Source organism: Streptomyces griseofuscus, from assembly GCF_014673495.1.
In the GTDB taxonomy this organism is placed as follows: Bacteria; Actinomycetota; Actinomycetes; order Streptomycetales; family Streptomycetaceae; genus Streptomyces; species Streptomyces murinus.
Window position 1 is genome coordinate 7,119,761 of record NZ_CP051006.1, and the last position, 24,393, is coordinate 7,144,153.

32 protein-coding genes are annotated in these 24,393 nt (G+C 69.5%); 25 read left to right on the top strand and 7 right to left on the bottom strand.

Going from position 1 to position 24,393, the window contains the following annotated elements; all coding sequences use genetic code 11:
- Positions 1 to 88: 88 nt before the first annotated feature.
- Positions 89 to 748: a response regulator transcription factor gene (locus HEP81_RS32410; RefSeq protein WP_037658727.1), complete on the bottom strand. Its 660-nt coding sequence runs from the start codon at positions 746 to 748 to the stop codon at positions 89 to 91.
- Positions 749 to 770: 22 nt separating this feature from the next.
- Positions 771 to 1,925 (bottom strand): sensor histidine kinase, encoded by a 1,155-nt coding sequence (locus tag HEP81_RS32415; protein WP_037658729.1) that lies wholly within the window; start codon positions 1,923 to 1,925, stop codon positions 771 to 773.
- Between the two features lie 107 nt (positions 1,926 to 2,032).
- On the opposite strand from HEP81_RS32415, the gene HEP81_RS32420 reads away from it, so the two are divergent.
- Both HEP81_RS32420 and HEP81_RS32425 read left to right on the top strand, forming a co-directional pair.
- Positions 2,033 to 2,953: an ABC transporter ATP-binding protein gene (locus HEP81_RS32420; RefSeq protein WP_037658731.1), complete on the top strand. Its 921-nt coding sequence runs from the start codon at positions 2,033 to 2,035 to the stop codon at positions 2,951 to 2,953.
- Positions 2,954 to 2,955: 2 nt separating this feature from the next.
- The gene (locus HEP81_RS32425; protein WP_037658733.1) at positions 2,956 to 3,672 is read left to right on the top strand and encodes an ABC transporter permease; all 717 of its coding nucleotides are present in this window, start codon (positions 2,956 to 2,958) and stop codon (positions 3,670 to 3,672) included.
- 1 nt (position 3,673) lies between these two features.
- Here the strand turns inward: HEP81_RS32425 and mug are convergent, their stop codons facing one another.
- Positions 3,674 to 4,162: a G/U mismatch-specific DNA glycosylase gene (gene mug, locus HEP81_RS32430; RefSeq protein WP_037658735.1), complete on the bottom strand. Its 489-nt coding sequence runs from the start codon at positions 4,160 to 4,162 to the stop codon at positions 3,674 to 3,676.
- A 56-nt stretch (positions 4,163 to 4,218) separates the two neighbouring features.
- Positions 4,219 to 5,661 carry an adenylosuccinate lyase gene (gene purB, locus HEP81_RS32435; RefSeq protein WP_037658740.1) on the bottom strand — a complete coding sequence of 481 codons (1,443 nt, stop codon included), beginning with the start codon at positions 5,659 to 5,661 and terminating at the stop codon, positions 4,219 to 4,221.
- Positions 5,662 to 6,253: 592 nt separating this feature from the next.
- On the opposite strand from purB, the gene HEP81_RS32440 reads away from it, so the two are divergent.
- From HEP81_RS32440 to HEP81_RS32505, 14 genes are all read left to right on the top strand, one after another.
- Positions 6,254 to 6,649: a hypothetical protein gene (locus HEP81_RS32440; protein ID WP_037658744.1), complete on the top strand. Its 396-nt coding sequence runs from the start codon at positions 6,254 to 6,256 to the stop codon at positions 6,647 to 6,649.
- Positions 6,646 to 6,954, top strand: coding sequence for a hypothetical protein (locus HEP81_RS32445; RefSeq protein ID WP_037658747.1), 309 nt, complete (start codon positions 6,646 to 6,648; stop codon positions 6,952 to 6,954). Before HEP81_RS32440 ends, HEP81_RS32445 begins: the two co-directional genes overlap by 4 nt.
- Positions 6,951 to 7,175, top strand: a complete 225-nt coding sequence (locus HEP81_RS32450) for a hypothetical protein (protein ID WP_037658749.1) — start codon at positions 6,951 to 6,953, stop codon at positions 7,173 to 7,175. The genes HEP81_RS32445 and HEP81_RS32450 overlap by 4 nt, the downstream gene beginning before the upstream one ends.
- On the top strand, positions 7,172 to 7,555 hold the full coding sequence (locus HEP81_RS32455) for a DUF6907 domain-containing protein (RefSeq protein ID WP_037658751.1): 384 nt from the start codon (positions 7,172 to 7,174) through the stop codon (positions 7,553 to 7,555). Before HEP81_RS32450 ends, HEP81_RS32455 begins: the two co-directional genes overlap by 4 nt.
- A 201-nt stretch (positions 7,556 to 7,756) precedes the next feature.
- Positions 7,757 to 8,017, top strand: a complete 261-nt coding sequence (locus tag HEP81_RS32465; RefSeq protein ID WP_037658754.1) for a hypothetical protein — start codon at positions 7,757 to 7,759, stop codon at positions 8,015 to 8,017.
- Positions 8,014 to 9,147, top strand: coding sequence for a hypothetical protein (locus tag HEP81_RS32470; protein ID WP_051850342.1), 1,134 nt, complete (start codon positions 8,014 to 8,016; stop codon positions 9,145 to 9,147). The genes HEP81_RS32465 and HEP81_RS32470 overlap by 4 nt, the downstream gene beginning before the upstream one ends.
- The gene (locus HEP81_RS32475) at positions 9,147 to 9,320 is read left to right on the top strand and encodes a hypothetical protein (RefSeq protein WP_167739859.1); all 174 of its coding nucleotides are present in this window, start codon (positions 9,147 to 9,149) and stop codon (positions 9,318 to 9,320) included. The genes HEP81_RS32470 and HEP81_RS32475 overlap by 1 nt, the downstream gene beginning before the upstream one ends.
- Entirely contained in the window at positions 9,317 to 9,619 is a 303-nt protein-coding gene (locus HEP81_RS32480) for a hypothetical protein (protein WP_037658891.1), read from the top strand. Before HEP81_RS32475 ends, HEP81_RS32480 begins: the two co-directional genes overlap by 4 nt.
- Before the next feature lie 2 nt (positions 9,620 to 9,621).
- A complete protein-coding gene (locus HEP81_RS32485; protein WP_037658757.1) occupies positions 9,622 to 9,843 on the top strand; it encodes a hypothetical protein in 222 nt (73 codons plus the stop codon).
- Between the two features lie 3 nt (positions 9,844 to 9,846).
- Positions 9,847 to 10,044, top strand: coding sequence for a hypothetical protein (locus HEP81_RS32490; protein WP_037658759.1), 198 nt, complete (start codon positions 9,847 to 9,849; stop codon positions 10,042 to 10,044).
- Positions 10,045 to 10,064: 20 nt separating this feature from the next.
- Complete coding sequence (locus HEP81_RS32495) at positions 10,065 to 10,484, top strand: NUDIX domain-containing protein (protein WP_243279648.1); 420 nt, start codon at positions 10,065 to 10,067, stop codon at positions 10,482 to 10,484.
- Positions 10,485 to 10,571: 87 nt separating this feature from the next.
- On the top strand, positions 10,572 to 12,653 hold the full coding sequence (locus HEP81_RS32500; RefSeq protein ID WP_037658765.1) for a cell division protein FtsK: 2,082 nt from the start codon (positions 10,572 to 10,574) through the stop codon (positions 12,651 to 12,653).
- A gap of 474 nt (positions 12,654 to 13,127) precedes the next feature.
- A complete protein-coding gene (locus HEP81_RS42215; RefSeq protein ID WP_274599507.1) occupies positions 13,128 to 13,262 on the top strand; it encodes a hypothetical protein in 135 nt (44 codons plus the stop codon).
- Positions 13,263 to 13,480: 218 nt separating this feature from the next.
- Positions 13,481 to 14,056: a hypothetical protein gene (locus HEP81_RS32505; RefSeq protein ID WP_037658767.1), complete on the top strand. Its 576-nt coding sequence runs from the start codon at positions 13,481 to 13,483 to the stop codon at positions 14,054 to 14,056.
- Positions 14,057 to 14,120: 64 nt separating this feature from the next.
- Here HEP81_RS32505 and HEP81_RS32510 read toward each other — a convergent pair whose 3' ends face one another.
- Entirely contained in the window at positions 14,121 to 14,609 is a 489-nt protein-coding gene (locus HEP81_RS32510; protein WP_157854497.1) for a hypothetical protein, read from the bottom strand.
- Between the two features lie 311 nt (positions 14,610 to 14,920).
- Here HEP81_RS32510 and HEP81_RS32515 point away from each other — a divergent pair, with 311 nt between their 5' ends.
- The 9 genes from HEP81_RS32515 (at position 14,921) to HEP81_RS32555 (ending at position 19,723) form a co-directional block, all read left to right on the top strand.
- A complete protein-coding gene (locus tag HEP81_RS32515) occupies positions 14,921 to 15,331 on the top strand; it encodes a DUF4352 domain-containing protein (protein WP_243279649.1) in 411 nt (136 codons plus the stop codon).
- 165 nt (positions 15,332 to 15,496) lie between these two features.
- On the top strand, positions 15,497 to 15,700 hold the full coding sequence (locus tag HEP81_RS32520) for a hypothetical protein (RefSeq protein WP_037658893.1): 204 nt from the start codon (positions 15,497 to 15,499) through the stop codon (positions 15,698 to 15,700).
- A gap of 5 nt (positions 15,701 to 15,705) precedes the next feature.
- The gene (locus tag HEP81_RS32525) at positions 15,706 to 16,242 is read left to right on the top strand and encodes a DUF6879 family protein (protein WP_037658771.1); all 537 of its coding nucleotides are present in this window, start codon (positions 15,706 to 15,708) and stop codon (positions 16,240 to 16,242) included.
- Positions 16,239 to 17,090, top strand: coding sequence for a helix-turn-helix domain-containing protein (locus HEP81_RS32530; RefSeq protein WP_037658773.1), 852 nt, complete (start codon positions 16,239 to 16,241; stop codon positions 17,088 to 17,090). The genes HEP81_RS32525 and HEP81_RS32530 overlap by 4 nt, the downstream gene beginning before the upstream one ends.
- A gap of 86 nt (positions 17,091 to 17,176) precedes the next feature.
- Positions 17,177 to 17,635 carry a hypothetical protein gene (locus tag HEP81_RS41715; protein ID WP_243279652.1) on the top strand — a complete coding sequence of 153 codons (459 nt, stop codon included), beginning with the start codon at positions 17,177 to 17,179 and terminating at the stop codon, positions 17,633 to 17,635.
- Positions 17,632 to 17,970: a hypothetical protein gene (locus tag HEP81_RS32540; RefSeq protein ID WP_051850343.1), complete on the top strand. Its 339-nt coding sequence runs from the start codon at positions 17,632 to 17,634 to the stop codon at positions 17,968 to 17,970. Before HEP81_RS41715 ends, HEP81_RS32540 begins: the two co-directional genes overlap by 4 nt.
- Entirely contained in the window at positions 17,967 to 18,125 is a 159-nt protein-coding gene (locus HEP81_RS32545; RefSeq protein ID WP_157854499.1) for a hypothetical protein, read from the top strand. The genes HEP81_RS32540 and HEP81_RS32545 overlap by 4 nt, the downstream gene beginning before the upstream one ends.
- Before the next feature lie 123 nt (positions 18,126 to 18,248).
- The gene (locus HEP81_RS32550; protein WP_037658775.1) at positions 18,249 to 19,358 is read left to right on the top strand and encodes a hypothetical protein; all 1,110 of its coding nucleotides are present in this window, start codon (positions 18,249 to 18,251) and stop codon (positions 19,356 to 19,358) included.
- Positions 19,355 to 19,723: an ASCH domain-containing protein gene (locus tag HEP81_RS32555; protein ID WP_037658777.1), complete on the top strand. Its 369-nt coding sequence runs from the start codon at positions 19,355 to 19,357 to the stop codon at positions 19,721 to 19,723. The genes HEP81_RS32550 and HEP81_RS32555 overlap by 4 nt, the downstream gene beginning before the upstream one ends.
- A 190-nt stretch (positions 19,724 to 19,913) precedes the next feature.
- On the opposite strand, the gene HEP81_RS32560 is transcribed toward HEP81_RS32555, so the two are convergent.
- A complete protein-coding gene (locus HEP81_RS32560) occupies positions 19,914 to 23,984 on the bottom strand; it encodes a phage tail tape measure protein (RefSeq protein WP_078967517.1) in 4,071 nt (1,356 codons plus the stop codon).
- On the bottom strand, positions 23,965 to 24,369 hold the full coding sequence (locus tag HEP81_RS32565; protein ID WP_157854501.1) for a hypothetical protein: 405 nt from the start codon (positions 24,367 to 24,369) through the stop codon (positions 23,965 to 23,967). The genes HEP81_RS32560 and HEP81_RS32565 overlap by 20 nt, the downstream gene beginning before the upstream one ends.
- Positions 24,370 to 24,393 lie beyond the last annotated feature (24 nt).

Genomic DNA, 24,393 nt, shown 5'->3' on the forward strand with positions numbered 1-24,393 from the left:
CTCCCAGCTCGCGGGCGTGTTGGCCGGATCGTACTCGTCCCGCACCGCCCCGGCGAGCGCCGGGTTCGACCGGAGCGCGGCAGGAAGCTCAGCGCGGCTCCACGAACCCGGACTCGTACGCCGCGATCACCGCCTGCGTACGGTCGCGCGCCCCGAGCTTGGCCAGTACGGCGCTCACATGCGACTTGACCGTCTCCGCGCCCACCACCAGACCGGCGGCGATCTCCGCGTTGGACAGCCCGCGCGCCATCAGCCGCAGCACCTCCGCCTCCCGCTCGGTCAGCCGCGCCCGCTCCAGGACGGACCGCGCGGGCCGCCCGGAGCCGTCGCCGTACCGCTCGGCGAGCCGTCGTACCGAGGCCGGAAACAGCAGTGACTCGCCCGCCGCGACCAGCCGTACCGCGTGCACGATCTCGGCGGGCCGGGCGCGCTTCAGCAGGAACCCGTCGGCGCCCGCGCGCAGCGCCTCGTACACGTACTCGTCGTCCTCGAAGGTGGTCACCACGAGGATCTTCGGCGGGTCGGCGACCGTGCGCAGCACCGCGCGGGTGGCCTCGATGCCGTCCAGCAGCGGCATCCGCACATCCATGGCGACGACATCGGGCCGCAGCCGCCGCACCAGCGGGATCACCGCCGCGCCGTCCGCCGCCTCGCCCACCACCTCGATGTCGGACTGCGCTCCGAGCACGGCCCGCAGCCCCGCGCGGACCAGTATTTCGTCGTCGACGAGGAGTACGGTGACCGGCATCCGGCCAGCCTACCGAGGGCCCTCAGCCCAGCGGCAGTTCGACCCGGACCAGCCATTCGTCCCGCTCCGGGCCGGTGTGCGCGGTGCCGCCGAGCAGAGCGGCGCGCTCGCGTATCCCGCGCAGCCCGCTGCCCCGGCCGGAGCCGGGTATCGGCTCCGGCAGCGCGTTGCGCACCCGGAGCAGCAGCCGGTCGTCGGTGACCGCGACCCGGACCCGCACGGGTACGGCGCCCGCGTGCCGCAGCACATTCGTCAGCGACTCCTGGAGAATGCGGTACCCCTCGCGGGACACCGGCCCCGGCACCGCCGCGACCGGCCCCGACACATCGGCGTCCACCGTCGCCCCCGAGGCCCGCGCCGACTCCAGCAGCCGGTCCGCGTCGGCCAGCGTGGGCCGGGCGCTCGCCGGCCGCTCGGCCTCGCGCAGCACCCCCAGCACCCGCTCCAGATCGGCGAGCGCGGCCCGGCCGGTCTCCTCGATCGCGCCGAGCGCCCGGTCGGTGAACTCCGGATCGCCCGCCGCGCGCGCCGCGCCCGCCTGCACCACCGCCACCGTCAGCGCGTGCCCGATGGAGTCGTGCAACTCCCGTGCGATCCGGTTCCGTTCGAGCAGCTGCTCGGTGCGCTCCTCCAGCGCGGCCAGCAGCTCGGCGGCCGACGGCCCGAGCAGCCGGCGCGCGCACGCCGTGACCAGCGCGCCCAGACCGACCACCGCGCCGTACAGGGCGAGCAGTGGAAGCGGTGACAGCAGGGCCCAGGCGGGCGCCGGTGACAGCCGGTCCAGCAGCGGCATCCCGGACGGCGCGTGCCCCCACGCGCAGCCCGCCAGCTCGACCGCGGAGACGAGCGAGAACACCGTGATGAAGCAGGTCACCCAGCCGAGCACCCAGCGCAGCTCCAGCCAGGCCACCGTGCGCAGCCGGTCCCGCCAATTCGCCGCCGGGGCCTCGGATATGCCGGACTCCGGCGCGTCGGGCGTCAGCAGCAACCGCGCCTGCACGCCCTCGCCCCGGCGGACGGCGGGCAGCAGCCCGAGCGGGACGAGTACCAGGGCGGGCACCCAGGGACGCCCGGGGTCGATGAAGAGCCACAGACTCTCCATCAGCATCGGCACCCACAGATGCAGCAGCCGTGTGTACGTCGTCCCGCGCAGCAACGGGCGCAGGAAGCGGACCATGGACACATCGTCGCACCCGCCACTGACAACGGACCTCCCCCGCGCGGGGGAGACGAACCCCACCGGCGGGGGAGGCGTCAACTCCCGTGCCCCGCCAGGCTGAAGCCATGACCAGCATCGACGTACACGACCTCACCAAGGAGTACGGCACCAGGCGGGCCGTGGACGGTCTGGGCTTCAGCGTCCGCCCCGGCCGTGTCACCGGTTTCCTCGGCCCCAACGGCGCGGGCAAGTCCACCACCATGCGCCTCGTCCTCGGCCTCGACCGCCCCACCGGGGGCACCGCCACCATCGGCGGCCGGCCGTACGCCGCGCTGCGCGAGCCGCTGCGCCGGGTGGGCGCCCTGCTGGACGCCGGGGCCGCGCACCGCTCCCGCAGCGCCCGCGATCATCTGCGGGCCCTCGCGGCCAGCAACCGCATCCCCGGCGCCCGCGTCGACGCGGTCCTCGAACACACCGGTCTCGCCGAGGTGGCCCGGCGCCGGGTGGGCACCTACTCGCTCGGCATGCGCCAGCGGCTCGGCATCGCCGCGGCCCTGCTCGGCGACCCCGAGGTGATCCTGCTGGACGAACCCGCCAACGGCCTCGACCCCGAGGGCATCGTCTGGATCCGCACCCTGCTGCGCGGCCTCGCCGCCGACGGCCGTACCGTCCTGGTCTCCAGCCATCTGATGAACGAGACCGCCTCCTTCGCCGACCACCTGGTGATCCTCGGCCGCGGCCGCCTCCTCGCCGACACCCCCGTGCGGGAGTTCATCGACGCCCGCGTCCAGCCCGAGGTCAGGGTCCGCAGCTCCGACACGGCCGCGCTCGGCGAACTGCTCGCCCGGCACGGCCACGACGCCGTACGGCACCCGGACGGCGCCTGGACGGTACGGCACACCCGCGCCGAGGAACTCGGCCGTCTGCTCGCCCAGGAAGGCGTGCCCGTACTCGAACTGGCCGCCCACGAGGGCACCTTGGAGCAGGCGTACCTCGATCTGACCGCCGCCGAAGCCGAGTTCACCGCCCAGCCCCAGGAGGTCTGACCATGCCGTTCGTCCCGGTTCTGCGCGCCGAGCTGATCAAGATCCGCACCCTGCGCTCGCTCATCGGCGCGCTGGCCGCAGTCGTCCTCGTCACGGCCGCCTTCTCCGCGCTCGCCTCGGCCGCTCCCGACGAGAACGACCCCGACCCGCTGTTCTCCGCGTTCTTCGGCATCAGCTTCGGACAGATCGCCGCGATCGCCTTCGGTACGACGGCCGTGGCGGCGGAGTTCCGGGGCGGGGCGCTGCGGCTGACCCTGGCGGCCACCCCGGACCGGCCCCGCTGGTTCGCCGCCAAGGCCGCCGCGATCGCCCTGCCCGCGCTCGCCGTCGGACTGCTCACGGGAGCGGTGACACTCCTGGTCGGCAAGGCCGCCCTCGGCGCCGAAGGGCCGACCTGGGCCGAGGGGCTGCGCGGCGCCGTCGGCTGCGCCCTCCAGCTCACCCTGATGGCCCTGTTCGCCGCGGGCCTCACCGCCGTACTGCGCAGCGGTGTCGCGACCCTCTCGATCCTGATCCCGTTCCTGCTGATCGTGTCCTTCGTGATCGGCGACATGTCCTCGGGCATCGCCGACTTCCTCCCCGACCGCGCGGGCCAGGTCGCCCTGCACAGCTCCTGGGACGGCCCCCTCGGCCCCTGGACCGGACTGGCGATGTGCGCCCTGTGGAGTGCGGCGGCGCTGCTGGCGGGGATGTGGTCCGTGAGCCGCAGGGACGCCTGAGCTACTCCTCGGCCGCCAGCCGCAGCCGCCCGTACTCCTCCGCCATCGTCGCCACCGTCCAATGGGCGTTCAGACCACTGGGGTTGGGGAGAACCCAGATCCGGGTGTCGCCGATGGTGCGCTGCTGGGGGCCGATCCGGGCGGCGCGGTCGGCGAAGGCGGCGCGGTAGGCGGTCACACCGACCACGGCGAGCCAGCGCGGCGCGAGCTGCCGTACCTTCTCGGTCAGCAGCCGGCCGCCCTCGGCGTACTCCTCGGCGGTCAGCTCGTCCGCCCGGGCGGTGGCGCGGGCCACGACATTGGTGATGCCGAGGCCGTAAGACAACAGCTCCCCCTGCTCGGCCGGTTCCAGCCGTCGCGGGGTGAAGCCGGACAGGTGCAGCACCGGCCAGAACCGGTTCCCGGGCCGGGCGAAGTGGTGGCCGGTGGCCGCCGTCATCAGGCCCGGGTTGATACCGCAGAAGAGCACCCGCAGGCCGCCCGCGACCACGTCCGGGACGAGACGGTCGCGGGCGGCCTCCAGGTCCGCCTTCGAAAGACGCGGAGTCAGAGGATCGCTCCGGGGGTGTAGCCGGCGGCCTCCGGGCGCTGCTTGACGATCTCCTCGATCCGGCCGATGACCACGCCGACCTGGTCGGCCGCGGCGCCCGTGAAGGACAGCTTGTCGGCCATCAGCGCGGCCAGCTGCGCACGGTCCAGCGGCAGCCGCTCGTCCGCGGCGAGCTTGTCCAGCAGATCGTTGCGCTCGGCGCCCTGCTCGCGCATGGCCAGGGCGGTGGCGACCGCGTTCTCCTTGATCGCCTCGTGCGCGACCTCGCGGCCGACCCCGGCGCGCACCGCGCCCATCAGCACCTTGGTGGTGGCGAGGAACGGCAGGTAGCGGTCCAGCTCACGGGCGATGACCGCCGGGAACGCGCCGAACTCGTCGAGCACGGTCAGGAAGGTCTCCAGCAGGCCGTCCAGCGCGAAGAACGCGTCCGGGAGCGCGACGCGGCGCACCACGGAGCAGGACACATCGCCCTCGTTCCACTGGTCGCCCGCCAGCTCGCCGGTCATCGAGGCGTAGCCGCGCAGGATCACCATCAGGCCGTTGACGCGCTCGCAGGAGCGGGTGTTCATCTTGTGCGGCATCGCCGAGGAGCCGACCTGGCCCGGCTTGAAGCCCTCGGTGACCAGCTCGTTGCCGGCCATCAGCCGGATCGTCCTGGCCAGCGAGGACGGGGCCGCCGCCAGCTGCACCAGCGCGGTGACGGCCTCGTAGTCCAGCGAGCGCGGGTAGACCTGGCCGACCGAGGTGAACGCCTGGGAGAAGCCCAGGTGGACGGCGATCCGCTGCTCCAGCTCGGCGAGCTTGGCCGCGTCGCCGCCCAGCAGGTCCAGCATGTCCTGCGCGGTGCCGACCGGGCCCTTGATGCCGCGCAGCGGATAGCGGGCGAGCAGCTCCTCGACGCGGCCGTAGGCCACGAGCAGCTCTTCGGCGGCGGTCGCGAAGCGCTTGCCGAGGGTGGTGGCCTGCGCGGCCACGTTGTGCGAGCGGCCGGCCATGACCAGCTCGGCGTACTCGCCGGCCAGCTTGCCCAGACGGGCGAGGACGGACACGCTGCGGTCGCGCATCAGCTCCAGGGAGAGCCGGATCTGGAGCTGCTCGACGTTCTCCGTGAGGTCACGGGAGGTCATGCCCTTGTGCACATGCTCGTGCCCGGCGAGGGCGTTGAACTCCTCGATCCGCGCCTTCACATCGTGCCGGGTGACCTTCTCGCGCTCGGCGATCGAGGCCAGGTCGACGGTGTCGAGGACACGCTCGTAGTCGGCGATCGCCTCGTCCGGCACCTCGATGCCGAGGTCCTTCTGGGCCCGCAGCACGGCGAGCCAGAGCTGCCGCTCCAGCTTCACCTTCTGCTCGGGCGACCAGAGCGTGGCGAGCTCGGCGGAGGCGTAGCGTCCGGCGAGGACGTTCGGGATGCGGGGCTTGGCGGGCGCTGAAGTCACGTGTCCAGAGTTTACAGTCCGTCCATACAGGGTCCGTACCGTCCAGGGACCGTAGGAAACTACAGGTCAGCGGGCCCTTGTGTGGGTCATCACGAGCGTGTCCGTGAGACGAATGTGAGACGGCGCTCTGGCTCCGTCTTCAGCTATCGCCGAGCGGCTGCTGTCTTGGCCGGCCACCCTTACGAGAGCGTCGCTCGGCGACTTCGCGCTCAGCCCTCTCAAGGTCAGCCCGGTCCTCAACGGTCCCGTGCTCCACGACGCGGGCCCTCATGTGGTCCAGAAGATCGTTCGTCCGGTCGGTGTCGAGTCGCTCGCACACCCTTCCGTACGCCTGCCAAAGCGGATCCGGCACGCGGATCGGGCGCGGGGTCGTGTGCCGCTTCGGCGCCTCGCCTGCCTGCTCTGCCATCGCGCTACCTCTCTCGTAGATACACGGAATGCTCCCATGGGGCTTGTGTATCTACAAGGTTCTGTCTTACTGTGTAGATACAAGGTTAAGCGCTCCGAAAACGGGGCGGCCCCGCACCGGTGTTTCCGCCAAGTCCCACCGGCGCGGGGCCTCACGACCTACCTGACGCAACAGGAGATCGCTGTGCAGAACTCTGCCATTCGCCGCACCCGCCGCGCCAACCGCCGGATCCTCCGGGCCCGCGTCACCGCACGTGCCGCCGCCCAGCGTCTCGCCGCCAGCTGCCGGCGCCGCCCCCGCTCTCTCGCGACCGTCGCCGTCGCCTCCGGGGTCGCCAAGGACACCGTCACCGGCGTTACCAACGGCCTGCGGTCCGTGGCGAAGCGCCTCGGCCTCACCCCCGCCGAGCAGGCCCGCACCAAGCGCACCGTCGCCGGAGGCCGCGGCCACCACACCCGCGCCGTCGCCCACTGGACGCTTAGCCAGGTGCGCACCCTGCTCGCCGCGTACAAGCCGCGGAAGCCGGAGTTCATCGCCGCCGTCGCCCTGATCGCCGCGTTCGCCGGTGGCGCCCGATGACGAACCCGACCGAGACGGCCCGCACCGAGCGGGCCGCCCGCGGGCAGGAGGCCAGCAGCATCTACGTTGCCGCCGTCCGCGCTGACCACTTCGCCCGCTGCACCCGATGCCGCGAGGTTCACGCCGCGGCCAAGGCGGCGGCCGACGAGAACGCCGAGTCCATGGCCCGTCGTGACCGCCGCCAGCTTGGCCTGAACATCGGCGGTCGGCGCATGGTCGCTGCCGGGGCCATCAGCGGTCGCGTCGACGTCCGTATCACCGAGGCCGGCGTCACCGGCGTCATCCGCAAGGGGGCCCGCCGATGAGCAGCTCCGCCGAGGTGGACGCGGTGTCGCCCCTGCGGCAGTTCGCTGTCGGTGGGTGCTCGTTGGGCATCGCCGCCGAGCTGGACATGGCCCGCGAGGCCTTGGCCGAGACGGACGCGGCGAACATTCACGACGTCGACGACATGATCCGTTCCGCGGTCATTCTGTCGATGCGGCTCCGCACCCTCGTCGCCGCCGTCGAGGCGGGTGAGCCCCAGTGAGCACTGAGCATCCGCCCACGGTCACCCTCACCACCAGCGACCACGGAGACGTCACCCTCCCCGAACCCTCTTGGTGCCTCGGCCACGCGATCCACGATCCCGAAACGCAGTACGCCAACATCATCCACAGCAGCACCGACACCGTTCTGACGTTCCGGCGCGCCCTCCTAATGACCGCCTGCCTGGTGCAGTCCCCCAACGCCGCGCCCGGAACTGAGGGACTTGGCGGTCCCACGCCCGGCGTATCCGTGTACCCGCTCGGCGAGACCCTCGGCCCCGACCAGCTGTACGACCTCGCCGGCCGCCTCGATGCGTACGCCGACCAGCTGCGGGATCTGGCCGACCAGCTCACCCGAATCCTCGGCGGTGAGGACCGGTGAACCGCGGCCCTGTCCGGCGCCCGACCGAGGTTGCCGCCCTCCGCGCGGTGGCCCGGTCCGCCCGGCCCCTCCCACCCCCCGCAGTGCTGTTCGCGCACCTCGTCGTCACCGACGCCGCCCGCGACCGGCACGGCTCCAACCTCCTCGGCCACCGCATCGCCCGCGCTGCCGGTGTCCTCACCGAACTCCCGGAGTAACCCCATGTTCAAGTTCACCGGCCGCCGCCGGGCCTTCCACCAGCACCAGCGGCTGATGCGCGTCGCGTTCAAGGTCGTCAGCCGCCACGCCACCTGCGGCGGCCCCGACACGGCCAGCACCGCCGAGATCGTCGCGCTCGCGTTCGGCGAGCACCAGATGCGCATCACGGACGCCGAAGCCCTCGACTACCTCAACGCCGCCCTCGCCGACCGCGGCTACCCCCTGCGGCCGGTCGCCCCGCAGGCAGGCGGTGAAGACCAGTGAACACACGCTCCCTGACCAAGACCCAGACCATCGTGTTCAGTGCCCTGGCTGGAGCGATGGCCTTCGTCGGCGGCATCGGCGCCTGGGGTACCTACACCAACGCCGCTTCCGCGTTCCACCGGCAGGCGACCGCGGCTGGTGTCGTCGCGGCAGGCGAAGGCCTCACCCTGATCTTCGCGTTGATCTTGCTCGGTCGGACCATGCTCGGCCAGCCGTCCCCCGCCCCGGTCCGGGCCGGACTGTGGACGGCGCCCGTGGCAGCCAGCTGCGTCGGTGTGGCCATTGCTTCCGACGGCCGCGAGGCGGTCGTGTACGCGGTCACCCCGTTGGCGATGTCCGGCGCTGCCGAGGGACTCGGGTTCATCGCCCGCTCGATCGTGGTCTACACGACCGGCCGCGACGCCGAGGCCGACCGCCGGAACGCGGCCACCGTGCAGCAGCTCGCCTATCAGCAGGCCCTCGCCGCCGGGCACCCGGACAAGGACCGGCAGGAGGCCGCGACCCGCAAGGCATGGCAGCTGATCGGCCGTGTCGGGGCCGGGGATCCGGGCCTGGCAGAAGGCTTGGTGGAGGTATCCAGGGACAGGCTCAAGGCGGGCGCCGGCCGCGCCCTCGGCCGGATGCTCTCCCTCCCCGACACGGAGGGTGCGGCGAGCCCCCCGGCCGGTGGTCAGCGACCTCGGTCCGCGACGGAGGCCCTGCGCCGGGAGTTCGCCGAGATGGACCCCGTGGACGCGATCCGGCTTGCCGCTGATGCGCGACCTGATGCGCCCCCCGCTGAGCTGGCTCACGTCCTTGGCGCCTACGGCGTCAGCGTCGACCCGGTCGCCGTCGCCTTGGTCCTCGGCCAGCAGCCCGCAGAGTACACCGTCGACCGCCCTGATGCGGCTGTTGCGCCCCAGGTCACAGAGCTGCCCGCATTGAGCGTGCAGGACGCCGTCGAGGAAGCCGCAACAGCCCTCGGGCCGGACGCAACAGCCCGCGAGATCGCCGACCACCTGAAGCAGTCGAGGCGTCTAGTCCTGCCGGAGAACCACATCCGTGCCGCCCTGTCGAGGGCCGCGAAGAAGACCGACTCCACCCACTCCGCAACGCCCCGCAACACCGACATGGAAGGCGGATACGCGTGATGCGCTGGTTCCTCCTCGCCGCCCTGCTCGGCGTTCTCCTCCTCATCCCGAACCTGCTGGCCGTGCTCGGCGCCGTACTCGCCTGGGTCCTCGCCCAGCCCGTCCTGCTCGCGTTCGGCCTCGGACTGGCCGCCCGCCCGCACCTGCCCACGATCCGGCGGTGGGCGCGGTGAGCGACCTGGAGAAGGCTGCCCGCGACGCGATCGAGGCCGCCGACAACAGCGAGATGGTCCAGCAGATCGCGGCGATTCTCGCCGCGCAGCAGCTGCTCGCCCAGCAGCAGCCGCAGGCGCCGACCGCCCCGGCGCAGTCGTTCGACGCGAAGAAGTGGGTCGTGATCGGCGGAGTCGTCGTCTCGGTCGGCATGGCCGTCGCCGTGTTCGCCGTCGCTGTCGCCATCGGCGCCGTATGCGCCACCGCTTGCCTGCTCATCCTCCGCGCCATGTGGCGCGACTACTTGAAGGGAAAGTGACCATGACCCGAGACGAGGCCCTCACCGAGGCCACCACGGCCGCCGACAAGGCGCGCTACCTCGCGGCCGAGGCGCAGCGCGCGAGCACCATCCGTGACCTGCACAGCCAGACGCAGATGTACGCCGCGGCGTCCGGCGCGTGGGCGGACACCGCCCGCGTCTACATCGCCCTCGCCGCCGAACTGGCCGCCCAGCCGGTCACCGACGAGACGACGGAGGACTGACCCATGGCCGCCACCGAACACGACCCGCACAACCTGCGCGAGTTGGCCGCGACCGTCGTCCTCGGCTACCGGATCGCCCGCAGGCAGGAGAAGGGCAAGTCCACCAAGGCTCTGGAGAACCGCGCGGAGCGGATCCGCGAGGAGGCGCAGGACCGGGAAGACGCCCGCGCTGCCGCTCGCCGCAAGCAGAAGGGCAACTAGCCATGGCAAAGGGAACTGAGATGAGCGAGAAGGTCGAGACCATCCGCTACACCGCCGACGTGGTCGTCACCACGACCGACGGGTACGTCTTGCTGATCGAGCGCGGGTGGGACCCGCACAAGGGCTGCTGGGCGCTCCCCGGCGGGCACGTCGACCCCGGCGAGACCAGTCGGGCCGCCGCCGCCCGCGAGCTCGCCGAGGAGGCCGGCGTCTACGCGATCGAGGCGGAGCTGGAGCAGATCGGCGTCTGGGACGCGCCTGACCGTGACCCGAGGGGGCGGTACGTCACGGTCGCCTACCGCCTGGCCGTCCTGCCCAGCACACCCATCGAGGCAGGTGATGACGCGGCCACCGTCGAGTGGTGGCCCTTGAGCGATTTGCCGCCGCTCGCGTTCGACCACGCCGACATCCTCGCCGCCGCAACCCGCAAGCAGCACTAGGTACGCCACGGGGCGGCCGTCACCCCGCCAAGGAAGCCGGCCGCCCCGTGTCCCGGACCGCCCAACAGAACGACCGGAGAGACCAGCATGACGGACACGCTCATCCCCGCCTACACCGAGCCGACTGCCGCCCCGCCCGCCGAAGCGGACGCACCCGCCCCGCCTCCCGTTCCCGTGGACAACCCGAACCTGCCCGAGCCGGGGGTCACCAGCGAAAAGCGGCGCCCCGTCATCGCCCCCTGGCTACGGTCCCGCCGCGATCTGCTCGCCACCGTCGAACGCGCGGCAGGGCGCGCCGGCTACGCCACCGCCTACCACGGGCTCCGCGCCCCCTGGTACGCCGCACAGCTCACCCTCATGGCACCCCGCGGCGCCGCCCGCCTGGTCACCACGACCAACAGGTGGGTGTGGGACCGCGAGGCCGCCCCCCTGCGGGACTACACCGTGAGACAGGAAGACGTCGAGGAGTACATGCGCCTCGCCCGGCTCCGCGCCGGACGTATCCGCCTGCGCGGCCTGGTCACCGTCGTCGCCTGCGCGTTCGGCCTCAGCTTCGCCCTCTGGCTGTACGTCATGGCCCCCGCCTTCCTGTACGTGTTCGCGGCCGGCGGGGTGCTGACGATCGGCTACTTCGGCCAGCAGCCCGACGCCCCCGTCATCGGCCCGGCCGTGATGCGCACCGAGTTGCAGAAGCTCACCGGCACGATCGTCCTCCGCGCCCTGGACGCCATCGGCAACACGAAGATCTCCGCCGCCATCAAGAAGGGCGGCGACATGAACGGCATGCGCTTCACCAGCGAGATCACCCGCGACGGCCCCGGCTACCGCGCCGACCTCGACCTGCCCTACGGCGTGGTGCCCGAGGACGTCATGGAGGAACGGCAGGCCCTCGCCTCCGGCCTGCGCCGCAAACTCGGCTGCGTCTGGCCGTCCGGCGACCCCGACGAGCACGAGGGCCGGCTGATCCTGTGGGTGGGCGACAAGCCCATGAACGAGACCAGCAAGCCGGCGTGGCCGCTGCTGAAGGAGGGCGAGGTCGACCTGTTCAAGCCCGTCGTGTTCGGCAACGACCAGCGCATGCGGGACATCATGGTCACCCTGATGTTCGCCTCCGTCGTCATCGGCTCCATCCCACGAATGGGCAAGACGTTCCTGCTCCGCCTGCTGCTGCTCATCGCCGCCCTCGACCCGCGCGCACAGCTCATGGCGTTCGACTTCAAGGGCACCGGCGACCTCGGCCCGCTGGAGCCCGTCTGCCACCGCTACCGGTCCGGCGAGGAAGACGAGGATCTCCTCTACGTGGTCAACGCGATGCGGGAGCTGAAGGACGAACTGCGGCGCCGCGCCAAGGTGATCCGGAGCCTGCCCAAGGCGCGCTGCCCCGAGTCGAAGGTCACCCCGGCTCTGGCCAGCGACAAGAGCCTCGGCCTGCACCCGATCATCGTCGGCTTCGACGAGTGCCAAGTCCCCTTCGAACACGAGAAGTACGGCGCCGAGCTGGAGTCCATCTGCACGGACATCACCAAACGCGGCCCGGCCCTCGGCATCGTCGGCATCTTCGCCACCCAGCGGCCCGACGCCAAGAGCCTCCCGCCGGGCATCTCGGCCAACGCCGTGCTGCGGTTCTGCCTGAAGGTGATGGGCCACACCGCGAACGACATGGTCCTCGGGACCGGCGCGTACAAGGCCGGCATCCGCGCGACGATGTTCTCCCGCTCCGACCGCGGTATCTGCTGGATGTCCGGTGAGGGCGATGATCCGCTCATCGTGGCCTCGGCGTTCGTGGACGGGCCGGCCGCCGAGCAGGTAGTCGACCGCGCCCGCCAGCTGCGCGAGGCGTACGGCAATATCACCGGCCACGCCATCGGCGAGGGCCCCGCAGAGACCTCTGGCATGGATCTCCTCGGCGACATCCTGAAGGTGGTCGGCGCCGACGAAGACCAGGTGTGGAACGAGCGGATCGCCGCCCGGCTCACCGAGCTGCGGCCCGACGTGTACGCGGGCTGGACGGGCGAGAACGTCACGTCCGCACTCAAGCCGTGGGGCGTGAGGACGGCTCAGGTGTGGGGCACCACCGACGACGGCGAGGGCAAGAACCGGCGCGGCATCAAACGCGCCGACGTGGTCGCCGCCATCACCCGACGTGACGCCGACAGGGCCGCCGCCTGACCTCGCCCACCCGCTAGACCTAGCACCCCGCCCTGCTAGGTCTAGCACCCCCGCTAGCAGCAGAACCGCCCTCTGACCTGCCAGCTAGCGCCTAGCAGCAGAGGCGCCGGAAACGGGAAACACCCAGGAACCGAAGGAGAGAGGCACCCATGCTGGTCGCTATGGCTACGGTCCTGCTCGGGTTCGGCGGCTACGCCGTGTTGTGCGCCGTGAAGCCGTTCGGCCCGTGCCGCCGATGCCGAGGCACGGGGGAGATCGAACGGTTTGGGAAGCCGCGGTCGTGCCCACGCTGCCACGGACGGCGCCACCGCCTCCGTACCGGTCGACGCGCCCACAACGCCTGGCGTCGCACGCATGAGGCGGGCAGCCGCTGACCTCGGTCGGCGACACACCGAACAGAGCTGGAGTCTCGCGCTGTCCAGGCACCATGCCGTGCACTAAGGGGTGAAAGCCCTAGACCTCATGGAGGCACGCATGTCCGATCCCACCTATCACGCCTGCGCGTGCGGCGGCACGCTCGTCGTCATCCCCGCTCGCTCTGGCGTCGACGCCAAGACCACCCACCGCGACGCCGACGGCAACGAAGCGCCCTGCCCGAACGACTACTGACGGCGCCAGCCTGACATCCGGCGCACTCATGATCGCGGCCCCGTTCCTCCCTGTCGCGGGGGAGCGGGGCCGCTTTCGTCGGGATGGGGATCGGCGCGACTCCCACATGGCCGCGCGCAGCCAGTGAGGGGAAGCCCGGGCGAGTAGCTCGTCAGCCGCTCCTCCGCGACATCGGGTTCCCCGACCTGCACCCGAAAGGAGCGTCATACTCTGCGTGCATGAGTGCGATCAACTGGGGAGACGTTCCGACCTGGCTCGGGACCATATTCGCCGCCGCTGCGGCCGGCGCCGCCGTCTGGACTCTGAAGAGTCAACGCGATCAGATCGGTGAGCAACGCAGCTTCATCGCAGAGCAGTCAGCAAACCTTCAGCTAGAGCGGCAGCAGCTGATGGCCGAGCTCCATGACCGCCGAAGCACTCAGGCCAGGCGAGTTCGGCTAATCCGCACTGCCGGCGGAGCAGAACTCGACCCGGAAACCGGTCAGCTGGCCGGCGCCGATCACTGGACCGTCATCGTGCGTAACGACAGCGATGCCCCTGTGTACGACCTGACAATGACCTTCGCTGGTGAGCCAGCGCGATGGGTGGAGACGAACGAGCGCACTGGCGGGGGCGCCGTTGCCGTTCTGGGCAGGGGGCAACAGGCCGTCTTCACTTCTCCCTTCTTCGTGGACACGTTGCTGATGCGCGCCAGGCCAGTGACTCGGTTTAGGGACGCAGAGGGCGTGTGGTGGCAACTGCTTCACGATGAGCAGCTCACGGAGACTTCGCCCCCTGCACAGGGAGAGGCGTGAGGTCTCTCTGAGAGGCCGACGGCGCCCGTGCTGCCGGGCTGGGGCACAGGTGTGTCGGCGTCTTCTATTCGGCAGGCTGCGGGCCCATCCGGCTGGCGATGCGGGCGGCCTCCTCTGGGGTCACCAGCTGCACCTTCCGCCGGAAAGCACCTTTCATCACGAAGAAGCCCGAGAACTTCCCGTGCGGACCGATCTCGCGGCACTCATACAGGCCGGCTCCGGGCAGAGGCCAGCCGTAGGGGGCGGTGCGGCCGCGATTGAGGAAGGTGCGCGCGTACATGTACTGCTCGTTCGTGCCACGAATCTTTGCCACCCAGCCACCCACGGCATCGCAGATGAGCCGCTGAGGTGTGATCGATACGCCAGGAAACACCGTGGCGGGGTCAGCGGTCGCGATGTTGACGGGGATGTCTAGCGCCGTCGTTGACGCGGCCTTCTGCTCTGGGGTGGCGTGGAGCTCGCAGACGCCAGGGTGAGCGCCGAGTCCGTACCAGACCATCAGATGCTTGCGACAGCGAGCCCCCTTGGCTGTCCTAGCCGTGCACTGGTTCACGTGCCCCCCTCAGTCATGGGCAGCATTCTGGCAGCGTCCGTCGTACGCGATCGCCCTACCGGCGTCACGAGATGGACACGGTGCCCACACATCCCTCTCACGGCATGCAAGATGCCCTTCCGGAATCAACTTGCTATGGGGGGACGATGCGTACTCGAACTGCTGGGCTTGTCAGCACTCTGATCATTGCCGGCGGTGCCACTGCTTGCAGTGGTGGCAACGCCAAGCCGTCGCCGACAGTGACAGTCACCAAGACAGTCGCTGCTCCCACTAGCCCGAAGGGTGCGACGGCCAGCAACGGCGTGCTCTCCATGGGCGCAAAGAAGGTGATCAACGACGGCGCCAACGATGTGCACCTCGTCATCCAAGCTGCGGAATACGAGCAGCCGTACAAGGGGCCGCAGCCGCAGAAGCCGGAGGATTTCCAGGGCGGTGACGTCTGGGCCACGATCTATGTCAAGGTCTGCAATCTCAGCGGACCCGACATCAGCGTCAGCCAAACTCCCTGGTCGCTGGAGTATGCAGACGGCACGAGCATCGAGGTCACCGGCAGCACCGGTGGAGATATGCCGAAGCCGGAGTTCCCCATGGACAGGGCGGTCGAGGCCGGCCGGTGCGCGGCTGGCCTGATCGCTTACCCCGTGCCGAGCGATAAGAAGCCTGAGCGGGTCGTGTATGCGCCGGACGGTCTCGACCCGGTCGAATGGGCCGCGGACAAGTAGGCGTGCGCTGTGCCCAGTCATTACCCTGACCGGGCACCCAATTGCGCGCAACCGGCTGCGCGTCCACGGCCTGATCGCACAATCCTCCGCAATCTGGCTGCGCGCTCTCGCTATCCGCCGCATCCTGGAGACACACCCACGGCGCGAGAGGGAGAAGCCATGGCCATGCAACTTCGCATGCTCGGCACCACCAGTGACGACGGAAAGTGCCCCACTCTGTACGAGGACGCCACCACCGGGGACATCGTCGTGCAGGGATACGCCGTCAGCGCCCCCGAGGACGTCGCCCAGATCCAGAACGTCCTCCCGGGCGAGTCGTTCGTCCGCATCCCGCGCGAGCTGCTCACTCGCTTCGCGCCCACGGAGTAAGCAGCGTGCCAGAGTTCATCAACGACGACACCTTTGGCTCGTACTTCGAGACCTTCCAACACACGGCCTGGCGACTGGAGACGCGCCGCGGGTACAACTCCGACCGGGCTGGCGAGAAATATCGCCAGTTCATGGAGACTGGGACGGTACCGAATGATCTGCACCGTCCCTGGTGCGCAAACGTCACCGCGCAGACGGCACAGGGCAAGCGGATCGAGCGCGTACGGATCATGGATCGTCCACCTACCTCGGAGCAGTTGTTCCTGCTCGCCAGCGCCGCCAGCAACAGCGAGGCCGGCGAAGACATCCGAAACCTGTGGCGCCCGGACGCCGAGAAGCTGCGGCTGCCCGCTGTCGACTTCTGGCTGTTCGACTCGCGCCGGGCCTTGGTGCTGCACTTCGACAGTGCCGACGAGTATCTCGGTGCGGAACTCGTGGACGACCCGGTCCGCATCGTGGGGTTCTGCCAGATCAGGGATGCCGCCTGGCATTACGCAACCCCTCGTGAAGAGTTCGTGGCGCAGGTAGCTTCGACTGTGTGAGCACTGACTACCAGCAGGCCCGTGAGGCGCTCGGTGCGCGGCTGCGCGAGCTGCGTACCGAGGCCAGCCTGAATGGCAAGGAGTTCGCCGAGCGGCTCGGCTGGCAGCGCTCGAAGGTCAGCCGTCTTGAGACCGGCAAGCAGACTGCGACGGATGCTGACGTCGAGGCGTGGGCTCGCGCGGCCGAGCAGCCGGCCGTGAGTGCCGAGCTACAGCGCGCCGTCCATGCGATGGCGCGACTGGAGACGGTGCACCGCAGCTGGAAGCGGCAGCTGGCCGCCGGTCACCGGGCCGTGCAGGAAGGCCATGCCGTCCAAGAAGCGCAGGCCGAAACGATCCATATCTTCGAGTCCGGCATCGTCCCGGGCATCTTCCAAACGCCGGATTACGCGCGCGGCGTCCTCACAGATGTCTCCAACCGGCTCGGTACGCCCCGGGACATCGAGGAAGGCGTACGCGCCCGCATGAAGCGCCAAGAGGCCGTGTACGAGCCCGGACGCCACTTCTACGTGCTGGTTTGGGAAGCAGCCTTGCACGTTGTGCGATGCGCTCCCGAGGCCATGGCTGCACAACTCAACCGGATCAGTGGGTTCATCGGTCTGGACACCGTGAGTCTTGGCATCATCCCGCTCGGCGCCCGCACGCCGTTCTCCCCGAAGCACGGGTTCTGGATCATTGACGAGCGGCTTGTCGTCGCCGACACCTGGAACGCCGAGCTATGGCTGGACGGCACGGACGACGTTGCCCACTACCGCAAGCTCTGGTCCCTGATGCAGGAGTCCGCCGTCTTCGACCACCAGGCCCACCGTCTGATCGCCCGTGCAAGGGCTAGCCTCACCCTCTCGTGAGCAATCCTCGGCAACGCTCGTGGCGGCGTGCGCAATCCCGCGCAATCTGCGGACAGGACTGCAATCGCTCTGCGTACGGTCGCTTCATGGCGACACACCTTCCCCTCGCCCCAACTCGCGAGGGCCAAGCTTGGCTGCTGTCCTGCGCTCAGGACCCAGCAGCAGTGCAGCATGCCTGGGGTGCCGGGCAGTTGGCCGCCATCCCCAGCGGACCGCACTGGCGAGTGGCCGAGGCGCCTCTGCCGCGCTCCCTCGAAGCATTCCGCCGGATGGAGGCCGCGCCACATGGCCCCGTCCTCGCGGACATCAGCCGCGCGCTGGCCTGGTGGCTGCTTCCCCCCGGCCTCGCTGACGAGCTGGACGACGTCGCTGGCCTCACCGTGTATCCGGCCGGATGGGAGCTGAAGTGCCCACCCGTCGTCCGCTTCTTGGACGGCAGGTGGTGGGTGGAAGCACCGGACGGCACGGGCCAGCTCACCGATCCGATACTCCTCGCCGCAGCCTTCGGGCCTGGCGGCTACCGGCGGGAAGCGGAGACCTCGTGACGAGTGACACCGCAATTCCGCCGAGTGCCCTGCTCGCCGACCTGGAGCTACCAGACCCGTCCCGGCTCCTGCCGACGCAGGTCCGAGGCGCCACCTGTGCCTGGTGCAACGAGCGGCTGACAGGAGCCACCGCGCTGGACCTCGGACCACGGACCGAGCCAATCCTCGGCGTCGCCGGCCGCTGGTTTCCGCGTGGCTGTGTCCCGTGCACCCTCCGGCAAGTGTTGGCCGCGTACAAGACGCACGGCATGAGCTGCGAGCAGTGCGTGGACGACGCGACGCTGTGCGATGTGCAGCGCGCCCTGCGCGCCCTCGCACTGGAGCTCCGCCGATGATGTGCGCTCGCTGCAACAAGGTGATCCAGCCCGGCGAGAAGACCGAGAAGATCACGAACCCCGGCGCGACCGCCGCAGGCGCCGACATCGAGATTCACGCCAAGCTCTGCCGCCGGGCTGCCCAGCAGACCACGCCGACACCCCGCTGGACGTAACCCATCAGAGCCGCGGCCTCGCCGACCCCCTCGTGGGGAGGCCGCAGGGTCCGCCGCCGGTGCCCACCCCGTCACCCCGGCGGCAGGCCCAACCACCTTTGTTCATGAATCAGGGAGCAGACCATGACCACGCACCCCGTTTCCCCGAACACAGTCCTCGCGAACGCGTTAACCCACGCCGAAGACGTCCTCGCCCCCCGCATACGGACCATGCGCCCGGCGCGGGTGACGTTCGTGGTCGGCACACAGATCAACGGCGTACCGCACCTCGGCACATCTCTCGTGCAGTCGCTCACCTTCGCCGCCGCGGCGCGAGTCCGGCAGCGCTTCGACCTCCCCGTCGACGTGAAGTTCGGCGCCCTCGACAACGCACCGCACGAGGTTGTCACCGACGCGACGTCGGGGCACCGCTATCAGCGCTCCTACGTCCACGCCCTCGGCGAGGCTGCCCTTGTCGACCTGGTCAACGAGCTGTACCGGCCATTGTTCGACGCGCTGTCTGAGCGGCTGGCCATTCCGTACTCAGTCGAGATGTACTCAGGACAGCAGCAGACAGAGCAGTTCCGTCGGACTTGGCTGCGGGCGCACCGCCGTGTCGATGCGTCCCAATGGTGGCTCGACCCTGCCCACGGCACCCCGCATGTCCGCGTACCCTGCCCAGCGCCGGGCTGCGGCTGGGCAGAGAAGTACGCCGAGCGCACCCGCGTCTTCCTCGGCGACCACCACGCCGTGGTGCACGCGGTCTGCCTCCACCACGGTCCCTACGAAATCCGCATCGCCCCTGACAGCGGTGGCTACCTCGACCTCGCCACCCTGTACCGCAACCTCGTCAAGGAACTCGCCGCCAGCGCCGACCACGGTCGCCTGAGCGTGATGGTGAAGGGCGGCGACTGGGTCTTCGGATCCACACTGGTCGACAACGCGCTCACCGCGACCGGTCTTTGCGGCGGCCAGCTTCCGGCACGGCTGTTCTGCCCGCAGGTGGTTACGGACACAGGCGCGAAGCTGTCGAAGAGTCTCATCCGCGACGGCAAGGCGTCGTTGCCTGAGGGCTCCGCCCCGTGGATGCTCGACACCAGGATGTGGCCCGGCTCGCTGTCCGAGTACGCCGACCAGCTGCTCGCCATGGCCGACACCCTGCTGTCCGACCCGCGTCACTTCTTCCGCTCGTACTCGGCCGGCGAGCTCGGCCGACTCATGTCTACCCCGACGAGGAGCGTCACCGCACCATGAGCGACACCAGCACCACGCGCAGGCACGAACTGAACCTGTACCGGCGGTACTTCGACCTGGTTGCTGCTGGCCGGAAGACCATCGAGGTACGCGTGCGGTACCCGCACCTCGCCGACATGGCGGCGGGGGACACGATCCGCTTCCGGATCAAGGGCACCGATGAGACGTGCGACGTGGGGGTGCTCCGTGTCACCGAGTACGCCGACTTCGAGGCCCTGCTCGATGGTGAGGGGCCGGCGAACGTGAATCCGACCGCGACCCGCGAGGAGCAACTGGCCAACATCCGGAGGATCTATCCGCCCGAGAAGGAAGCGCTTGGCGCGCTTGCCATTGAGATTGAGCCAGTAAACGCCTGCGACAGCTGATCGCCAGGAGGCCGCATGAAGGACCGAATCGACCCGCGGTACGCGAAGCTGGTCCCGGTATGGAGGGAAGCACAGCAGACCGCGCACGGGTTCATCACCTTGTCGCGAACTGGGTGACCGCAGCGGGTAATGCCTGGCACGGCAAGGCCCCTGCAACGGCCATAGAACCGGTGCAGGGGCCTTCCGAGCTCTACCGGCCGCGGGGCGGCGCGAACGTGGCTTCGATGGACCCGCGGTTCTTGACCGCCTTGCGCAGCTCGCTGACCAGGAACTCCGTGTACCGGCCGCTGTCGCCAGCCCGGATCTCCAAGACGATCCGTTGCGGCTCCGAACTGGCGGGGGCGACCGCCGGGGCGGCTGCCGCGCGGTGGGGGGTGTTGAGCATCGACGCCCACGGGGTCTGCACCATGCGCTGGGAGTCCGGCTGGGACCACACCCGGGATCCGGCGGGGAGGTCGAGGAGCTCGGGGCCCTGCTCGCCCACCCAGGTGAGGTTGGAGCGGAGCCCTCCGTTGGCCGCGGCGCCGACGATGCCGCCGACGGCTTTGCCCTTGAGCGCCTTGGAGATGAGCTTCTCCATGGACGCCGCCAGCTTGTCCATGGACTTCTGGAGCTTCGACTGCTCCGCGGTGAGCGTCTTGACGATCTGCGTCTGCGCCTTGATCGCTGCGTCATACACGCTGGACGCGGTGGTCTTTCCCGCGGACCCGGCGGCGTTCTCGATCTGCGACTGCGTCGAGTTGATCGAGGACACTTCGGACGCCGATGCCTCCAGCAGCGCGCCCGCTGTCTCCAGGCCGCCACCGTCGATGCCGGCCTCGGCGACCTGCTGAATGATCGTCTTCGAGTAGCCCTTCGCCTTCAGCTGCTTGAGCGCGTTGGCGAAGGCCACGACCTTGTCTCGGGACACGGACATCGCGGTGCGGATCGTGCCGAGGGTCACGGTGCCGCCGTCGGCGCCCGAGGCGCTCTTGGTGACGTTCGCCGAGCTGATCAGGCTGGACTTCACCGAGTCGGACAGCTGGGAGGCGCTGTCCTTCAGCGAGTTGAGTTTGTCTTTCGCTGTCCCCAGCGACGCGGTGACCTTGGCCAGTGCGCGCTCGTGATTGATGAGGGCGCGGCCGACGCTGGAGAGGTGCTTGAGCAGGCTGGTCTCGGTCTTGCCGCTGAAGGCCGCCTTGATCTTGCTCGCGGCGTCGTTCAGCGACGACACCAGCGCGTTCAGATCGGACGGCGTGGCGAGCCCGCGGTCAAGTGGGGTCCGCTGGTAGCCCGCCATCCGGCCGAAGGTGCTAATGCCGAGCTCGCCAGACAGCTCCTTCCGAGCATCCTTCTGCGCCTGGATCGCTTGCTTCTGCGCCTCGGTCAGCTTGACCTTGCCGCCCTTCGCGAATCCGGCGACCGGCAACCTGCCTTCGTTGATGGCGTCGAGCATGTGCGTGCCGTACTTCTGCACGGCCGCAGCCTTGATCACGTACTCCGTGTTGGAGACGCGAGCCACCGCACCGGAGCCCATGAGGGCGAGGATGCTGTCCGACGTGCCGCTTCCCGGGCCCTGGATGTAACCACCGTCGGGGATGTGCTGGACGTCACCGCCGTCCGCGTAGCTGCGGATCTGGCCGCCTGCCGCGTAGTTGCGGTGCGCTACCGGTATGCCACCGGAGTCCGCGGAGCCGCTGGAATAGAACATGCTGACGTGCTTGGTGGTGAGCGTCACCGACTTGTCGTGCAGGGACGCGATCGCCCCGGCGACGCTGCGGATCCCGGACAGAGCACCACCGGTCGCGGCCGTGACCTTGACGCTCCCGCCCTTCAAATGCTGGACCTTGTACCCGAACGCTTCCAGCACCTGCTCGGCGGTCTTGGACAGCGTGGTCAGCGTCACCGACTTCGCGCCCGGCGACTTCTTCACCGCTGCGTTGAAGGCGTTCAGGTCGGCGGTGGCCTGCTTGTCATCGACCTGGAGCTTCAGCTTCTGCGCCTCGGGAGCCTTCAGGAGCGTGTCCGCCAGCTTCTCCGCAGCCTGGCGGGTATCACCCATCGCCATCGCGGTGTCGATGAGGTTCTTGCGGCCCTTCTGGTACACCTTGTCGACCTGGTCCGCGGCGAAATGCTGCTTCGCCAGCTTGTCGACATAGTCCTCGGTCTTCGCGGCCAGGTCGGACAAGACCGCGCGGTTCTTGCGGCCCGCGTCGGAGGTGACACTGAGCGTCTTGCCGTTCTCCTTCACGGCCTTCGACGCGTCGGACACGGCCTGGTAGAACGCGGTCTCCGCGTCGAAAGCGCCACGGTGCACCTGATTGAGCGCCATGATGGACTGCTCCAGGCCCTGCGCGGACTGGTTCTCGGAGTCGAGCGCCTTCTGCGTCGCCACCGCCGCGTTACCGAACAGCCCCATCGACTTGGCGGTCAGCTCCTGCTGAAGCGACGACGACGCCAACGCGGCCTTGTAGTCGTCCAGCTCCCCGACGAGCTTCTTCGGGTCGCCGCCCTTCTTCGCATAGGCGTCCTCGATCTTCGACAGAGCCGCCGCCGCAAGCTGCGCCTTGCCGCCACTGACCAGACTCGCCAAGCTCTTGTCGAGGGCGTCTATGTCCTCCTTCGCCATGTTGAAGCTGTTCGACTTATGAGTACCAGCGGTGAAGAACCAGTTCATGGCGTCGTTGAACGCGTCCATGCCCTGCGACTTACCGGCCAAACGATCGACGTCATAGGCCAGGTCGCCCATGCCCTTGCCGAAGATCCGCAACGCCTCGCCGGTCACCTGCCCCGTCGACCCGAGCTTGCCGATCGCGGTCGTCATCCGATCCACGTCCGGCGGCGTCCTCTTCCCCACCTGCGAGAGCATCATCACGCCCGCGACCACAGCAGCGAGCCCAGCCGTGATCACCGTGGCCTTACCGAGCATGCTCAGCTCGGCGAACGCCGCCTTCAGCCCAGCGACGCCACCGCCAGCCGCGACAAACGCCTCCTTCATGTACATCGCCTTGAGCGCGACCGCTTCGAAGACGGTCGTCAGCGCAGCAACGCCCTTCGCACCAGCCGCCCACAGCAGCTGGGCCGCAGCCGCAGCCTTCATCGCAGCCGACACAGCGACCGTGGCGGCGAGGAGCCCGCCGAGCGCGGCGACGACGCCGACGGTGGCCGACTTGTGGGCGAGCATGAGGCTGACGAAGGATTGCAGCGGTGGGATGAGCTTGTTCCCCAGCGTGATCATCAGGGCGTCGAAGGACGCTTGCAGCGCCTTCATCTGGAACGCGAACGTTTTCGTCGTCCCAGCCCAGGCATCCCCGAACTTGTTGGCGCCCTCGGCCAACGCCGGATACTTCGACTCCAGACGGTCCATCTGGGAGACCAGCACGTTGAGCCCCGCGCCGGCCTTCCGGCCGAACGCCTGGGTGATGATGTCGCCCTGCTCCTTGGAGGAGATCCCGGCCTTCTTCATGTGGCCGACGAGATCCTCCAGGGCGAGCTTCAGACCACCCTTCTGCATGTCCTTCGACAGGGTGTCCTGCTGGAGACCCAGCCGTGTGAGCGCGTCGCCTGCGGTGGCCACCGGGTGGGCAAGGGCCATCACCGACATGCGGAGCTGGTTGCCCGCCAAGCTGCCGCGGATGTTGTTGTCACCGAACACGGCGAGGGCGGCGCCGACGTCGGTGATGGACAGGCCGAAGCCCTTGACGGTGGCGACCATGCCACTGCCGAACGCGTTGGCGAGGTCTTGCATCTTCATGTCGCCGACACCGACGGTCGCGTTGAGGACACCCATCGCCTTGTCCATGTTCTGGACACCCGGGATACCGGAGGCGACTGCCGCGGTGAGGGCGTTGGTGACGTCTACCAGGTCGGCGTGACCGACCGTGGCGCCCTTCGCCGCGGTCTCGGTCAACTTCAGCGCCTTGGACGACGAGATGCCCATCGACTCGAAGTTGCTTTCCACGTGGTACAGCGACTCGGCCAAGCTGTCGGGGTCCTGTCCGACCTTCCCCGCGAGGTCGAGAACGCCCTGCTTCAGCCCTGCAATCTTGTCCTTTGACACGCCGGCCTGCGTGTGCAACTGCGCCATCGACGCGTCGAACTTCGACGCCATCTTCACGCTCTCAGCGCCGATCGCCACCAGCCCGGCGGCGCCGAGCATCGCCGTCTTGTGGAAGACGGCCATCGCCTTGCTTGACCTCTCCACCTGCGCATTCACGCGTGCCATGGTGGGCGATGCGAGATCCTTCGCGGTGACAAGGATTTCAACGACATTCGCGGACATGACTCACCTCGCCCCCGCCTGCCGCCGCACGCTGCCCTTCGTGCAGCAGCATCGCCGCGCACGCAGGGCACAAGGCCGAGACGATCACCCATGTCCCGAGTTCGGCCGCGACCGGCCGCAAGAGCCCCGGATCCACCGCAGCCTCGCAGCGCCCGCACTCCGCGCCACTGAACCCACCGAGCAGACTCTGCAACGTCTCGGAGGCCACGCACTCCATGTGGCAGTCCTGGCACCGGCCATAGCCTTCAGCGGCTCGCACGAAGCCCACGCCCGGCCGATGCGTCAGGTGCCTGCACCGCGGCAGGTCCCCGCTCAACTGGCCGGCCAAGCCGTCGAGCCACGACGAATCGCCCGCCGTGTAGTCGGAGACCACCAGCACCTTCACCCCGGCGCCCATGCCACGCGTCGC

What these genes read in the sequence shown, in the direction of transcription:
- HEP81_RS32410 (WP_037658727.1), bottom strand. Translation starts at nt 748, where the DNA reads ATGCCGGTCACCGTACTCCTCGTCGACGACGAAATACTGGTCCGCGCG.
- HEP81_RS32415 (WP_037658729.1), bottom strand. Translation starts at nt 1,925, where the DNA reads ATGGTCCGCTTCCTGCGCCCGTTGCTGCGCGGGACGACGTACACACGG.
- HEP81_RS32420 (WP_037658731.1), top strand. Translation starts at nt 2,033, where the DNA reads ATGACCAGCATCGACGTACACGACCTCACCAAGGAGTACGGCACCAGG.
- HEP81_RS32425 (WP_037658733.1), top strand. Translation starts at nt 2,956, where the DNA reads ATGCCGTTCGTCCCGGTTCTGCGCGCCGAGCTGATCAAGATCCGCACC.
- HEP81_RS32445 (WP_037658747.1), top strand. Translation starts at nt 6,646, where the DNA reads ATGACGAACCCGACCGAGACGGCCCGCACCGAGCGGGCCGCCCGCGGG.
- HEP81_RS32450 (WP_037658749.1), top strand. Translation starts at nt 6,951, where the DNA reads ATGAGCAGCTCCGCCGAGGTGGACGCGGTGTCGCCCCTGCGGCAGTTC.
- HEP81_RS32465 (WP_037658754.1), top strand. Translation starts at nt 7,757, where the DNA reads ATGTTCAAGTTCACCGGCCGCCGCCGGGCCTTCCACCAGCACCAGCGG.
- HEP81_RS32475 (WP_167739859.1), top strand. Translation starts at nt 9,147, where the DNA reads ATGCGCTGGTTCCTCCTCGCCGCCCTGCTCGGCGTTCTCCTCCTCATC.
- HEP81_RS32485 (WP_037658757.1), top strand. Translation starts at nt 9,622, where the DNA reads ATGACCCGAGACGAGGCCCTCACCGAGGCCACCACGGCCGCCGACAAG.
- HEP81_RS32490 (WP_037658759.1), top strand. Translation starts at nt 9,847, where the DNA reads ATGGCCGCCACCGAACACGACCCGCACAACCTGCGCGAGTTGGCCGCG.
- HEP81_RS32495 (WP_243279648.1), top strand. Translation starts at nt 10,065, where the DNA reads ATGAGCGAGAAGGTCGAGACCATCCGCTACACCGCCGACGTGGTCGTC.
- HEP81_RS32500 (WP_037658765.1), top strand. Translation starts at nt 10,572, where the DNA reads ATGACGGACACGCTCATCCCCGCCTACACCGAGCCGACTGCCGCCCCG.
- HEP81_RS42215 (WP_274599507.1), top strand. Translation starts at nt 13,128, where the DNA reads ATGTCCGATCCCACCTATCACGCCTGCGCGTGCGGCGGCACGCTCGTC.
- HEP81_RS32505 (WP_037658767.1), top strand. Translation starts at nt 13,481, where the DNA reads ATGAGTGCGATCAACTGGGGAGACGTTCCGACCTGGCTCGGGACCATA.
- HEP81_RS32515 (WP_243279649.1), top strand. Translation starts at nt 14,921, where the DNA reads ATGGGCGCAAAGAAGGTGATCAACGACGGCGCCAACGATGTGCACCTC.
- HEP81_RS32520 (WP_037658893.1), top strand. Translation starts at nt 15,497, where the DNA reads ATGCAACTTCGCATGCTCGGCACCACCAGTGACGACGGAAAGTGCCCC.
- HEP81_RS41715 (WP_243279652.1), top strand. Translation starts at nt 17,177, where the DNA reads ATGGCGACACACCTTCCCCTCGCCCCAACTCGCGAGGGCCAAGCTTGG.
- HEP81_RS32545 (WP_157854499.1), top strand. Translation starts at nt 17,967, where the DNA reads ATGATGTGCGCTCGCTGCAACAAGGTGATCCAGCCCGGCGAGAAGACC.
- HEP81_RS32550 (WP_037658775.1), top strand. Translation starts at nt 18,249, where the DNA reads ATGACCACGCACCCCGTTTCCCCGAACACAGTCCTCGCGAACGCGTTA.
- HEP81_RS32555 (WP_037658777.1), top strand. Translation starts at nt 19,355, where the DNA reads ATGAGCGACACCAGCACCACGCGCAGGCACGAACTGAACCTGTACCGG.
- HEP81_RS32560 (WP_078967517.1), bottom strand. Translation starts at nt 23,984, where the DNA reads ATGTCCGCGAATGTCGTTGAAATCCTTGTCACCGCGAAGGATCTCGCA.